The sequence below is a fragment of the Streptomyces sp. NPDC007856 genome, assembly GCF_042868225.1.
Classification (GTDB): Bacteria; Actinomycetota; Actinomycetes; order Streptomycetales; family Streptomycetaceae; genus Streptomyces.
Genome location: NZ_JBIAEC010000001.1, coordinates 408,532 through 421,186 on the forward strand (window position 1 = coordinate 408,532; position 12,655 = coordinate 421,186).

12 protein-coding genes are annotated in these 12,655 nt (G+C 71.0%); 4 read left to right on the forward strand and 8 right to left on the reverse strand.

The features are described from left to right. The first annotated feature begins 58 nt into the window (after positions 1 to 58). A complete protein-coding gene (locus tag ACFYOH_RS02005; RefSeq protein WP_388620035.1) occupies positions 59 to 463 on the forward strand; it encodes a hypothetical protein in 405 nt (134 codons plus the stop codon). Between the two features lie 90 nt (positions 464 to 553). Here ACFYOH_RS02005 and ACFYOH_RS02010 read toward each other — a convergent pair whose 3' ends face one another. Genes ACFYOH_RS02010 through deoC form a run of 3 tightly spaced genes read right to left on the reverse strand, consistent with a single transcriptional unit; the run spans position 554 to position 3,827 of the window. Beyond that, positions 554 to 1,438, reverse strand: a complete 885-nt coding sequence (locus ACFYOH_RS02010; protein WP_388620037.1) for an aldehyde dehydrogenase family protein — start codon at positions 1,436 to 1,438, stop codon at positions 554 to 556. Further along, positions 1,431 to 2,861 (reverse strand): aldehyde dehydrogenase family protein, encoded by a 1,431-nt coding sequence (locus tag ACFYOH_RS02015; RefSeq protein ID WP_388620040.1) that lies wholly within the window; start codon positions 2,859 to 2,861, stop codon positions 1,431 to 1,433. The genes ACFYOH_RS02010 and ACFYOH_RS02015 overlap by 8 nt, the downstream gene beginning before the upstream one ends. Positions 2,862 to 2,867: 6 nt before the next feature. Beyond that, the gene (gene deoC, locus ACFYOH_RS02020; RefSeq protein ID WP_388621033.1) at positions 2,868 to 3,827 is read right to left on the reverse strand and encodes a deoxyribose-phosphate aldolase; all 960 of its coding nucleotides are present in this window, start codon (positions 3,825 to 3,827) and stop codon (positions 2,868 to 2,870) included. A 135-nt stretch (positions 3,828 to 3,962) separates the two neighbouring features. On the opposite strand from deoC, the gene ACFYOH_RS02025 reads away from it, so the two are divergent. Continuing rightward, positions 3,963 to 4,667: a PH domain-containing protein gene (locus ACFYOH_RS02025; RefSeq protein ID WP_388620043.1), complete on the forward strand. Its 705-nt coding sequence runs from the start codon at positions 3,963 to 3,965 to the stop codon at positions 4,665 to 4,667. A gap of 22 nt (positions 4,668 to 4,689) precedes the next feature. Here the strand turns inward: ACFYOH_RS02025 and ACFYOH_RS02030 are convergent, their stop codons facing one another. The 5 genes from ACFYOH_RS02030 to ACFYOH_RS02050 form a co-directional block, all read right to left on the reverse strand. Beyond that, a complete protein-coding gene (locus tag ACFYOH_RS02030) occupies positions 4,690 to 5,178 on the reverse strand; it encodes a hypothetical protein (protein WP_388621035.1) in 489 nt (162 codons plus the stop codon). A gap of 300 nt (positions 5,179 to 5,478) precedes the next feature. Next, positions 5,479 to 5,997 (reverse strand): hypothetical protein, encoded by a 519-nt coding sequence (locus tag ACFYOH_RS02035; RefSeq protein WP_388620045.1) that lies wholly within the window; start codon positions 5,995 to 5,997, stop codon positions 5,479 to 5,481. A 463-nt stretch (positions 5,998 to 6,460) separates the two neighbouring features. Then, entirely contained in the window at positions 6,461 to 8,092 is a 1,632-nt protein-coding gene (locus tag ACFYOH_RS02040; protein ID WP_388620046.1) for a phospho-sugar mutase, read from the reverse strand. 474 nt (positions 8,093 to 8,566) lie between these two features. After that, positions 8,567 to 9,391, reverse strand: coding sequence for a purine-nucleoside phosphorylase (locus ACFYOH_RS02045; protein ID WP_031164004.1), 825 nt, complete (start codon positions 9,389 to 9,391; stop codon positions 8,567 to 8,569). 131 nt (positions 9,392 to 9,522) lie between these two features. Then, on the reverse strand, positions 9,523 to 9,960 hold the full coding sequence (locus tag ACFYOH_RS02050; protein WP_388620048.1) for a gamma-glutamylcyclotransferase: 438 nt from the start codon (positions 9,958 to 9,960) through the stop codon (positions 9,523 to 9,525). A 96-nt stretch (positions 9,961 to 10,056) separates the two neighbouring features. Between ACFYOH_RS02050 and ACFYOH_RS02055 the strand changes: the two genes are divergently transcribed. Both ACFYOH_RS02055 and ACFYOH_RS02060 read left to right on the forward strand, forming a co-directional pair. Next, positions 10,057 to 11,505 (forward strand): NAD(P)H-quinone dehydrogenase, encoded by a 1,449-nt coding sequence (locus tag ACFYOH_RS02055; RefSeq protein WP_388620051.1) that lies wholly within the window; start codon positions 10,057 to 10,059, stop codon positions 11,503 to 11,505. A gap of 166 nt (positions 11,506 to 11,671) precedes the next feature. Beyond that, on the forward strand, positions 11,672 to 12,601 hold the full coding sequence (locus ACFYOH_RS02060) for a DeoR/GlpR family DNA-binding transcription regulator (protein ID WP_388620054.1): 930 nt from the start codon (positions 11,672 to 11,674) through the stop codon (positions 12,599 to 12,601). Positions 12,602 to 12,655 lie beyond the last annotated feature (54 nt).

Consider the following 12,655-nt stretch of genomic DNA (forward strand, 5'->3'; position numbering starts at 1 on the left):
CCTCAACTACCCTACGTGCCGACACCATTACCCTTCGCACCAAAAGGCGGCACCAGCGATGGCCCGACAGACCTCCCCTCAGCACCCCTTCGCGCAGCGCGCCTTGATCGCCCTCGCGACCGCCGGAGCGGCCCTGGGCGCGGGCGCGGCGACGGCCCACGCGAACCCCGCCGGCCCGGTCGTGGAGGTGCCGTGGCGGCCGGCCTCGCTCGGTCACTCCGACCCGAATGCGGGCCTCACGGCGCTCACCGGCACGGTGAGCCATGTCACGGGCCCGCTGGCCGGCCTCAAGCCCAACCCCCTGGCGGGCACGGGCGCGGACCCCCTGAACAACGGGGTCGGCGCCCAACTGGCCGACTTCAAGCCGGCCACCACGCAAATGGTGACGGCACCGGTGGCCGAGGCCCGGTCACTCGGGGCGGTACCGGTAGTGGGCCAGGCCCTCGGAGTCCTGGGCCACTGAAGCGCCTCTTCAGGGCGCGGGGAACTGCGCGACCGGCCACGTACGAACCCGCACCCGGCGGACGACAGCAGTTCCCCGCCCGAAACCCCGTCAGTAGGAAGACCCCGACGCGCCCAACGACCCCGTCGGATGCCACACCGTCTTCGTCTCCAGGAACGCCGTCATCCGCTCGATGCCCGGCGTCTCGAAGTAATCCACAGCCTGTGGACGAAGAACCCGCTTCAGATTGTCGGCCGCGGCGATCTCCAGCTCCTTGGCCAGTACCTCATCCGCGCCGGCGAGGTCGATCGCGTTGACGTCCTGGTGCGCGGCCAGCGGGGCCGCGATCTCCGCCGTACGGCCGGACAGGACGTTGACGACACCGCCGGGGACGTCGGAGGTGGCCAGGACCTCGCCCAGGGAGAGGGCGGGCAGCGGGGCCTTCTCGCTGGCGACCACGACCGCCGTGTTGCCGGTGGCGATCACGGGCGCGAGCACCGAGACCAGGCCAAGGAACGACGACTCCTGCGGGGCCAGTACGGCCACCACGCCGGTCGGCTCCGGCGAGGAGAGGTTGAAGAACGGCCCGGCGACGGGGTTCGCGCCGCCGGTCACCTGGGCGATCTTGTCGGTCCAGCCCGCGTACCAGACCCAGCGGTCGATGGTCGCGTCGACGACACCCGCCGCCTTGGACTTGGACAGGCCCTCCGCGTCGGCCACCTCGCGCACGAACTGCTCGCGGCGGCCCTCCAGCATCTCCGCGACGCGGTAGAGGATCTGGCCGCGGTTGTACGCCGTCGCGCCGGACCAGCCGCCGAACGCCTTGCGCGCGGCGACCACCGCGTCCCGGGCGTCCTTACGGCTCGACTGCGGTGCGTTGGCCAGCCAGTTGCCCTTCGAGTCCGTCACCTCGTACACCCGGCCGCTCTCGGAACGCGGGAACTTCCCGCCGACGTACAGCTTGTAGGTCTTGAAGACAGACAGGCGATCAGACATCGAGGTATGCCTCCAGGCCGTGGCGGCCGCCCTCGCGGCCGAAGCCCGACTCCTTGTAACCGCCGAACGGCGAGGTCGGGTCGAACTTGTTGAACGTGTTGGACCAGACGACGCCCGCGCGGAGCTTGTTCGCGACCGCCAGGATGCGCGAGCCCTTCTCGGTCCAGATGCCCGCCGACAGGCCGTACTGCGTGTTGTTCGCCTTGGCGACCGCCTCGTCGGGGGTGCGGAAGGTGAGGACCGACAGCACCGGGCCGAAGATCTCGTCGCGGGCGATGGTGTGCGCCTGGGTGACGTTCGTGAAGAGCGTCGGGGCGAACCAGTAGCCGGAGGTCGGCAGTTCGCAGGCCGGGGACCAGCGCTCGGCGCCCTCCGCCTCGCCCTGCTCGGCCAGCGCGGTGATCCGGGCCAGCTGCTCGGCGGAGTTGATCGCGCCGATGTCGGTGTTCTTGTCCAGCGGGTCGCCGAGGCGCAGGGTGGACAGGCGACGCTTGAGGGAGTCCAGCAGTTCGTCCTGGATCGACTCCTGGACGAGGAGGCGGGAGCCCGCGCAGCAGACCTGGCCCTGGTTGAAGAAGATGCCGGTGACGATGCCCTCGACGGCCTGGTCGATCGGGGCGTCGTCGAAGACGATGTTGGCGCCCTTGCCGCCCAGTTCGAGGGTGAGCTTCTTCCGCGTGCCCGCGACCGTGCGGGCGATCTCCTTGCCGACGGCCGTGGAGCCGGTGAAGGCGACCTTGTTCACGTCCGGGTGCGCGACCAGCGCGGCGCCCGCGTCGCCGTAGCCCGGGAGGATGTTGACGACGCCCTTGGGCAGGCCGGCCTGGCGGCAGATGTCCGCGAAGAACAGCGCCGACAGCGGAGTGGTCTCCGCCGGCTTCAGGACGACCGTGTTGCCGGTCGCCAGCGCCGGGGCGATCTTCCACGCCAGCATCAGCAGCGGGAAGTTCCAGGGGATGACCTGGCCGGCGACGCCCAGCGGCTGCGGGTTCGCACCGAAGCCGGCGTGGTCGAGCTTGTCGGCCCAGCCGGCGTAGTAGAAGAAGTGCGCGGCGACCAGGGGGAGGTCCGCGTCGCGGGTCTCCTTGATCGGCTTGCCGTTGTCCAGCGTCTCCAGGACGGCCAGCTCACGGCTGCGCTCCTGGATGATCCGGGCGATGCGGAACAGGTACTTGGCGCGCTCGGAGCCGGGCAGCGCCGACCACTTCTCGAAGGCCTTGCGGGCGGCCTTGACGGCCCGGTCGACGTCCTCGGCTCCGGCCTGGGCGACCTCCGAGAGCACCTCTTCGGTGCTGGGGCTGACCGTCTTGAAGACCTTGCCGTCGGCCGCCTCGGTGAACTCGCCGTCGATGAACAGGCCGTAGGAGGGGGCGATGTCGACGACCGAGCGGGACTCGGGCGCCGGTGCGTACTCGAAAACCATGATCGATCAGTCCACCGTCACGTAGTCGGGGCCGGAGTAGCGGCCGGTGGCCAGCTTCTGGCGCTGCATCAGCAGGTCGTTCAGCAGCGAGGAGGCGCCGAAGCGGAACCAGTGGTTGTCCAGCCAGTCCTCGCCCGCGGTCTCGTTGACCAGGACCAGGAACTTGATCGCGTCCTTGCTGGTGCGGATGCCGCCGGCCGGCTTCACACCGACCTGGACGCCGGTCTGGGCGCGGAAGTCCCGTACGGCCTCCAGCATGAGGAGGGTGTTGGCGGGGGTCGCGTTCACCGCCACCTTGCCGGTCGAGGTCTTGATGAAGTCGGCGCCGGCGAGCATGCCGAGCCAGGAGGCGCGGCGGATGTTGTCGTACGTCGACAGCTCGCCGGTCTCGAAGATGACCTTCAGCCGGGCGCTGTCGCCGCAGGCCTGCTTCACGGCGACGATCTCGTCGTACACCTTCAGGTACTTGCCGGCGAGGAACGCGCCCCGGTCGATGACCATGTCGATCTCGTCGGCGCCCGCGGCGACGGCGTCCCGGACGTCGGCCAGCTTCACGTCGAGGGCGGCACGGCCGGCCGGGAAGGCGGTGGCGACCGAGGCGACCTTGACGCCGGAACCGGCGACGGCCTCCTTGGCGACGGCCACCATGTCGGGGTAGACGCAGACCGCGGCCGTGGTCGGGGTCGTACGGTCCGTGGGGTCGGGGTGGACCGCCTTGGCGCCGAGCGCCCGGACCTTGCCCGGGGTGTCCGCGCCTTCCAGCGTCGTCAGGTCGACCATCGAGATGGCGAGGTCGATGGCGTACGCCTTCGCGGTGGTCTTGATGGAACGGGTGCCGAGAGACGCGGCGCGCGCCTCCAGGCCGACCGCGTCGACGCCGGGCAGCCCGTGCAGGAAGCGGCGCAGCGTGCTGTCGGACGCGGTGACGTCCGAGAGAGCGTGAGCTGTGGGTGCGGTAGTGGGCATGGTCACCAGACGAGCATATCTACGCGCGTAGCGGCTGTACAGCCCTCCCGCTCGTCTACCCTGCGGAGATCACAGCTGAGCGCCGGTTCCGGGGCGCGTGGAGGCACCGCAGCCAGTGTCATGCAGACTGGCCCCATGACCACGCCCGACCACCAGTCATCCGCGTCACAGCCTCCGGTCTCCACCGCCAAGGACCGGGTCTACCGCTCGCCCATGGCGCTCGTGGGCGGCGTACTGCTGCTCGTCGTCATCGGCTGGCTCGGCTTCGACGCGCTGTTCCGGGGCCATGGCCGTGCGCCGTGGCTGGCGCTCGCCGGGATGATCCTGATCGTGCCGCTGGTGATCGCCTTCACGCTCCGCCCGGCGGTCTTCGCGGGCGAGGACCGGCTGCGGGTGCGCAACCCGTTCCGGGTGGTCGGCCTGCCCTGGGGCGAGGTCGCCTCGCTGCGCTCCGGCTTCTCCAACGAGGTCGTCGCGAAGTCCGGCGCCAAGTTCCAGCTGTGGTCGATTCCGGTGTCGCTGCGGGCCCGCAAGAAGGCGGAGGTGCGCAAGTCACGGGCGGCGGCGGACGCGGCGCGCGGCGGGGAGCCGGCGCGCCGCAACCCCGGCTTCGGCGGCATGGGCGGCTTCGGCGGCTTCGGCGGCGGTGGCGCCGGCGGCGTGTCCGGGCCGACCCGTGCGGAGACCGACCAGGTCATGGACGAACTGCGGGACCTGCTGGAGCGGCGCGGCGAGGCGGAGCCGGCGCAGGGGGAGGTCACCGTGCGCTGGGCGTACGAGGTGATCGCGCCCGCGCTGGCCGGTGCGGTGCTGCTGCTCATCCTGCTGGTCACGGGGTGAGGTCCACAGGGCCGGGCGGGCGTCAGCCGGAAGTCACCGAGCCGCAGCGTTGGCTGTGAAACATGCGTGAGCCCCCGCCGCCGTTCCTCCTGGAGGGATGAAACCTGCGGCTGAAGTCCATGGGGATGTCCAGCGCGAAGAAGTTCTTCCCGGTCCCCGTCCGCGCGCGCAGGCGGAGCCGGTGCTCGGCCACCGGCACGGTCTCGGGAAGCCGCAGGATCCACGCCTGCTTCCACGGCCCGGCGGGAGGCCTGGGGTCACCCGGCAGTCCCGCGCCCATGTGAGCCAGCAGGTCGGGCAGCCGGTACCAGCGGTCCAGCATCTTCACCGGACCGAACTTCATGATCACATTGCAGCTGACCCGGGTCAGGTCGACGGTCTCCTTGAGGTGGCCGGCGAGCTCGCAGCGGACCTGGTGCCCGAGCCACGGCAGCGCGGGGGTCAGCGTGATGGAGACGAGGTCCAGGACATAGGTGTCGTCGCTGATGTCCTCCACCAGGCCCACACTCATCTCACTCACCCCGCAGTGCGTCTTACGCCGCTTCCTCACCCGTTCGGCGGTGGGAAACGATGGGAAGGAAGCCGACGGCCCTCGCGTCGGGACCGGCGCCGACGGAGGGCGCTCGGGCGGGCAGCACCGGGCGGTGCGGCCGTGGACGAGAGGACGGCCGCCCGGAGACCCGGCGTACGGCGCCCGGTGTCCGGTCCTGGCGGGATGCGCCCGGCGTGTCGCCCGTCCGACAATGGTCAGAGCGGGTGCTCCGGCCCGATTCCGGCGGGCCGGAGCACCACCTGCGCACTTCGCCGCGGACTAGCCCCAGTCCTCGTCGAAGTGCCGGACCACGCGGAAGCTGGCCACCACACCGTCCTTGATGTTGATGCCGTGGATGTGCCCGACGCGCACACCGTCCGCGGAGCTGCGGGGCCCGACAGTGGCGACGGGAGCGCCGTTGTCGCAGACCACCCCGCGGAAGACCTCGACGGTCTTACGGCTGTCGTTGCGGATGTTCAGGGTCTTCGCGCCCAGGCCGCTGATCACGGTGATGCAGTCGCCGGGGTGGGCGGAGTAGGAGCGCTCGTTGATCTCGATCCGGCCCCAGTCCTCGGGACCCCAGTCCTCGCGGCCCCTGCCTCTGTTTCCGCCTTCGTTGCCCTTGCCCTGTCCGGCTTCGCCGCCGAACGGAGCCGTGTCGGGAGCGGCCGGGATGGACTGGGGAGCCGGGGTCGACTGAGGGGCGGAGGCCGCCGAGGCGTAGGTGATACCGGTCGCGGCCAGGGCAGACGCGGCCGCGATACCAGCGGTGACGACGGTGGAACGGGGGAGCTTCATATCGCTTCTCCTGTCTCCGGTTTCAGAGATACCGGCCCGTCAGCCGGCTCAGGAGTAAAAGTACCCACACCGGTCATACCGGTCATATAAGACAACAGGAACGGGGGGCCGATCGGGGTATTTCTGTCGCCTTGCGCCGCTCGCCGGAGGTTGCCGACTGCCTGTCAAGTGCACGTTATTAAAAGCAGATTGACCGACTATTAGGCCTTCTGAGGCACCTCCTGACGCTTGCTCACTTCCGTCGTGTCGCGGCGTGTCGCGGTGTGCCGCAGCGTGTCGCTACGGGCGGCGGAGGCGAGTCGTGTTAAGGGGCGCTGCCTCGGCGTCGTCGGCCCCGAGGGCGCGACCGCGAGGCGAGGGGCGAACAGCGGCTGCATTACCGGAAGTTGGCGAAGGTCGCTGGTCCGGGGATGACGAGATGGGGGTGCCCCGGGCCGGGGCGCCCCCATCGGTGTCGTACGGGTCAGATGCCGGCGGCCGCCGACAGGTCCCGCTTGATCGCGGTGAGGAGGTCCGTCGCGCGGGCGCGGGCGGCCGGCAGGGCCGCGTGGTCCGCGACCGGTACGACGACCTCCAGGTAGCACTTCAGCTTCGGCTCGGTGCCGCTCGGGCGGACGATCACGCGGGCGCCGTCGAGCGTGTAGCGCAGGCCGTCCGTGGGCGGGAGCTTGGCGCTGCCCCGGGTCAGATCCTCGGCGTCGGTGACGGCCAGGCCCGCCAGCTCGGTCGGCGGCTGCTCGCGCAGGCGGCGCATCGCGTCGGCGATCAGCGAGAGGTCCTGCACGCGGACCGACAGCTGGTCGGTGGCGTGCAGACCGTGCTCCACGGCGAGGTCGTCGAGGAGGTCGAGGAGGGTACGGCCCTCCTCCTTGAGCTGCGAGGCCAGCTCGGTGATCAGCAGCGCGGCCGTGATGCCGTCCTTGTCGCGCACGCCCTCGGGGTCCACGCAGTAGCCGAGGGCCTCCTCGTAGCCGTAACGCAGGCCGTCCACGCGGGCGATCCACTTGAAGCCGGTCAGGGTCTCCTCGTAGGGGAGGCCGGCCTTCTCGGCGATCCGGCCGAGGAGGGAGGAGGAGACGATCGACTCGGCGAACACGCCGCTCGCGCCCCGGCGGACCAGGTGGGCGCCGAGCAGGGCGCCGACCTCGTCGCCGCGCAGCATCCGCCAGTCCTCGCCCTCCTTGACGGCCACCGCGCAGCGGTCGGCGTCGGGGTCGTTGGCGATGACCAGGTCCGGGTCGGCCGTACGGGCCTGGGCGAACGCCAGGTCCATCGCGCCCGGCTCCTCCGGGTTGGGGAAGGCGACCGTGGGGAAGTCCGGGTCGGGGTCGGCCTGCTCGGCGACCAGCACCGGCTCCGGGAAGCCGGCCCGGGCGAAGGCGGCGAGGAGGACGTCCTTGCCGACGCCGTGCATCGCCGTGTAGACCGTGCGGGCGGTACGGGGGGAGCCCTCGGCGAGGACGGCGTCCGCACGGGCCAGATAGGCGTCCAGGACCGCGTCGTCCAGGGTCTCCCAGCCGGCGTCCGGGCGCGGTACGTCGTTCAGGGAGGCGATCGCGTCGATCTCCGCGGCGATTTCCGCGTCGGCGGGCGGCACGATCTGGGAGCCGTCGCCGAGGTAGACCTTGTAGCCGTTGTCCCGGGGCGGGTTGTGGCTGGCGGTGACCTCCACGCCCGCGACCGCGCCGAGGTGCCGTATGGCGTACGCCAGGACCGGGGTGGGCAGCGGGCGGGGGAGTACGGCGGCGCGCAGGCCGGCGCCGGTCATCACGGCGGCGGTGTCACGGGCGAAGTCGGCGGACTTGTGGCGGGCGTCGTAGCCGATGACGACGAGTCCACCGGGGTGGCCGTTCTTCTTCAGGTACGCGGCGAGGCCGGCCGCCGCCCTGATCACGACGCTGCGGTTCATGCGCATCGGGCCGGCGCCGAGTTCACCGCGGAGACCTGCGGTGCCGAACTGGAGGGTGCCGCTGAAACGGGCCGACAGTTCGTCGATGTCACCGGCCTCGATCAGCTTGGCGAGTTCGGCGCGGGTCTCCTGGTCGGGGTCCTCGGCGAGCCATGCGTGGGCCTTGGCCATCAGTTCGTCGTGCACCTTGGGATCAACCTCTCCTAGTCTTCGCTGGGGGCTCCGCCCCCAGACCCCCGTTTCCCACCCGCCCACCCCACTCGGTCGGCTGGAAAGTCAACGAGCGGCACCGCCCCACCGGGCCCGCCGCCTGGCCGGGTGCTCGTAGTCCCGTGAGTCGCTGAGCCCGCCACTCGGCGGTGTGCTCAGCGCCTCGCGAGACCCAGGCCCGACGCCCGTCGGTGCGCTCGCAGCGCCGAGAGTCCCCGAGCCACCGTTCGGCCGTGCACTCGCAGTCTCCATGAGTCCGCGATGGCTCCGCCGTTGCCGCCGTAGCCGCTGTAGCCCCGCGAGTCCCCGGTCGCCCCACCACTGCCGCCGCAGCCCGCGAGCCCCGGTGGCGCCGCCGTAGCCGCCATAGCCCCGCGAGTCCCCGGTGGCCCCGGCGTTGCCGCCAATGCCGCCGTACCCCCGTGAGAGGCCGGAGGCATGTCGTCTGTCTTACAGCTTCCCCAGGACCTGGCCCAGCAGCTCGCCCATCCGGGCGGCCGAGTCGCGGCCTGCCTGGAGGACCTCCTCGTGGTTGAGGGGCTCGCCGGTCATGCCGGCCGCCAGGTTGGTGACCAGGGAGATGCCCAGCACCTCGGCACCCGCCTCGCGGGCGGCGATGGCCTCCAGGACGGTGGACATGCCGACCAGGTCCGCGCCGATGACGCGGGCCATGCGGATCTCGGCCGGGGTCTCGTAGTGCGGGCCGGGGAACTGCGCGTAGACGCCCTCCTCCAGGGAGGGGTCGATCTCCTTGCACAGGGCGCGCAGGCGGGGCGAGTAGAGGTCCGTCAGGTCGACGAAGTTGGCGCCGACGATCGGGGACGTCGCCGTCAGGTTGATGTGGTCGCTGATCAGGACCGGCTGGCCGGGGCGCATGCCCTCGCGCAGGCCGCCGCAGCCGTTGGTCAGGACGATCGTCTTGCAGCCGGCGGCCACGGCCGTGCGGACGCCGTGGGCGACGGCGGCGACGCCACGGCCCTCGTAGTAGTGCGTGCGGCCCAGGAAGACCAGCGCGCGCTTGTCACCGAAGGAGTACGAGCGGATCTTGCCGCCGTGCCCCTCCACGGCCGGCGGCGGGAAGCCGGGCAGCTCGGTGACCTGGAACTCGGCGTCGGGTGCGCCCAGGGCGTCGACGGCCGGAGCCCAGCCGGAGCCCATCACGAGGGCGACGTCGTGGGTCTCGGCGCCGGTGAGTTCGCGCAGGCGCGCGGCGGCGGCGTCGGCGGCGGCGTACGGGTCGCCCTGGATGTCGTCCGGAAGAAGAGATGCGTTCACGTGGTCGAGGGTAGCCGGTGTTCGCCTACGCGCGTAGATGACAGACGTCACGGGATTGCTTTCGTTGTCTTGTTGTTTCCGACGAGGCCGTGACGAAATGGGTCTGTGCGTCTTCTGTGAGTCGCCGGTGCTCAGCAGGGGCGCTTGCGCAGCTCCATCACATAGTCGTGCGGCGCCCCGGCCGACTCCGCCGCGTCGGCGATCTCGGCCAGGTAGCGGGCCGAGGGCAGGCCGCCCTCGTAACCGTTCAGGGCGTACGTCCACGCGGCCTCCTCGCCGTCGAGGGTGTGCACACGCACGCGTACCCGGCGATAGAGATCGAGTCCCACGCCCTCCCACCGATCGAGGGACTCCTCGTCCAGGGGTGCGATGTCGTACAGGCCGACGAAGACCTGCGCGAGCGGATCCTCGACGATCGTCGCCAGCGCGCCCTCCCAGCCCAGCTGCTCGCCGCCGAACGTCAGCCGCCAGCCGTTCAGCCAGCCCGTGGCGCGCAGCGGGGAGTGAGGGGCGCGGTGCGACATCAGGCGCGCGTCGAGGTTGCCGGCGTACGCGGCATAGAGCGACATGGGGAGAGGGTACGGCAGGGGGAACGCGAGTCACTCGAGTCCCAGGAAGAGCTTCCGTGCGCCCCCGGGCAGTAGCACCTTGAAGCGTGCGGGACAATGGAGTACGTGACTCGGATCGTGATCATCGGTGGCGGACCCGGCGGATACGAAGCGGCCCTGGTGGCCGCCCAGCTCGGTGCGGAGGTGACCGTCGTCGACTGCGACGGTCTGGGCGGAGCGTCGGTGCTGACCGACTGCGTGCCGTCGAAGACGCTCATCGCTACGGCCGAGGTGATGACCACCTTCGACTCGTCGTACGAGGAGCTCGGGATCATCGTCGCCGACGACACCCCGCCGCTGGAGCAGGCGGCCCGGGTGGTCGGGGTGGACCTCGGGAAGGTCAACCGGCGGGTGAAGCGGCTCGCGCTCGCGCAGTCGCACGACATCACCGCCTCCGTCACCCGCGCCGGCGCCCGGGTCATGCGCGGGCGCGGTCGGCTGGACGGCATGCAGGCCCTCGACGGGTCCCGGAAGGTCGTCGTCACCGCCGCCGACGGCACCGAGGAGACCCTCACCGCCGACGCCGTCCTCATCGCCACCGGCGGTCACCCGCGCGAGCTGCCCGACGCCCAGCCCGACGGCGAGCGCATCCTGAACTGGACCCAGGTCTACGACCTCACCGAGCTGCCGGAAGAGCTGATCGTGGTCGGCTCCGGTGTGACCGGTGCCGAGTTCGCCGGTGCCTATCAGGCGCTGGGGTCCAAGGTCACGCTCGTCTCCTCCCGCGACCGGGTCCTCCCCGGTGAGGACCCGGACGCCGCCGCCGTGCTGGAGGACGTCTTCCGGCGCCGCGGCATGAACGTCATGGCCCGTTCCCGTGCCGCCTCCGCCAAGCGGGTCGGGGACCGGGTGGAGGTGACGCTGGCCGACGGGCGCGTCATCAGCGGTACGCACTGTCTGATGGCCGTCGGCGCCATCCCGAACAGCGCGGGGCTCGGCCTGGAGGAGGCCGGCGTCAAGCTGCGCGACTCGGGGCACATCTGGACCGACAAGGTGTCCAGGACGACCGCTCCGGGCGTCTACGCGGCCGGTGACGTGACCGGTGTCTTCGCCCTCGCGTCCGTCGCCGCCATGCAGGGACGTATCGCCATGTACCACTTCCTCGGCGACGCGGTGGCCCCGCTGAACCTGAAGACCGTCTCCTCGAACGTCTTCACCGACCCCGAGATCGCGACCGTCGGCTACACGCAGGCGGACGTGGACGCGGGCAAGATCGACGCACGGGTCGTCAAACTGCCCCTCCTGCGCAACCCCCGCGCCAAGATGCAGGGCATCCGCGACGGCTTCGTGAAGATCTTCTGCCGTCCGGGCACGGGGATCGTTGTCGGCGGTGTGGTCGTGGCGCCGCGCGCCTCGGAACTGATCCACCCCATCTCGATCGCCGTCGACAACAATCTGACAGTCGAACAGATCGCGAACGCGTTCACCGTGTACCCCTCCCTTTCGGGGTCGATCGCGGAGGTCGCCCGGCAGCTGCACACCCGCAAGGCCGGCGCGGAGGCCTGACGGCCGGATCCGACTACCCGCTGGTCACGGGGAGTTGCCGCGTTTGCGTACGGCATAGTCAGGGCGGGTAGGTCCTATACCACTTCCCGCCCTGCCATGCGAACAACTTCGTTTATTCGGCGCAAACTGCTGAAAGCAGACGGTCGCTGGGGTTACTGTCAGTTTCGTGTTCGCTGCTGAACGTCGCCAATTGATCCTCGAAATGGTGCGAGCGAACGGTGCCGTGTCGCTCCGTGAGCTCGCCCGCGTCGTCCAGACCTCCGAAGTGACCGTACGGCGGGACGTGCGGGCACTCGAGGCAGAAGGACTCCTCGACCGCCGGCACGGCGGTGCGGTACTGCCGGGCGGGTTCACGCGAGAATCCGGCTTTCCGCAGAAATCCCATCTCGCGACCGCCGAGAAGACGGCCATCGCCGACCTCGCGGCGGGCCTCGTCGAAGAGGGCGAGGCCATCGTGGTCGGGGCCGGTACGACCACACAGGAGCTGGCCCGCCGGCTCGCCAGGGTGCCCGGGCTGACCGTCGTCACCAACTCGTTGCTGGTGGCCCAGGCGCTGGCCCACGCCAACCGGGTGGAGGTCGTGATGACCGGCGGCACCCTGCGCGGCTCCAACTACGCCCTCGTCGGCTCCGGAGCCGAGCAGTCCCTGCAGGGGCTGCGGGTGTCCAAGGCATTCCTGTCGGGGAGCGGGCTCACCGCCGAGCGCGGTCTGTCCACGTCCAACATGCTCTCGGCGTCCGTCGACCGGGCGCTCGTCCAGGCCGCCGCGGAGGTCGTGGTCCTCGCCGACCACACCAAGCTCGGCACGGACACGATGTTCCAGACCGTGCCGACGGATCTCATCACGCGCCTGGTCACCGACGAGCCGCCGATCCACGATGACCGCGCCGCCACCGAGTTGCAGGCGCTCGCCGACCAGGGGGTGCAGATCGCCGTGGCCGGGGCGAACGGAGCCCCTCCGGGGGGTGAGCAGGCCCCGGCGCGGCGAGCCCCACTGCCGGGGCCGCGCAGGGGCATGGCGCTCCGCTCGGGGGCGGGGTACGGGGAGACCGCGGGTCCTGAGCGGGGGCGCGTCGCTGATCTGCGACGGCGCTAGGCTGTCAGGCTCGGTGGGGGTCCGTGCCCGACACGGACCGCGCCCCCAGGGAGT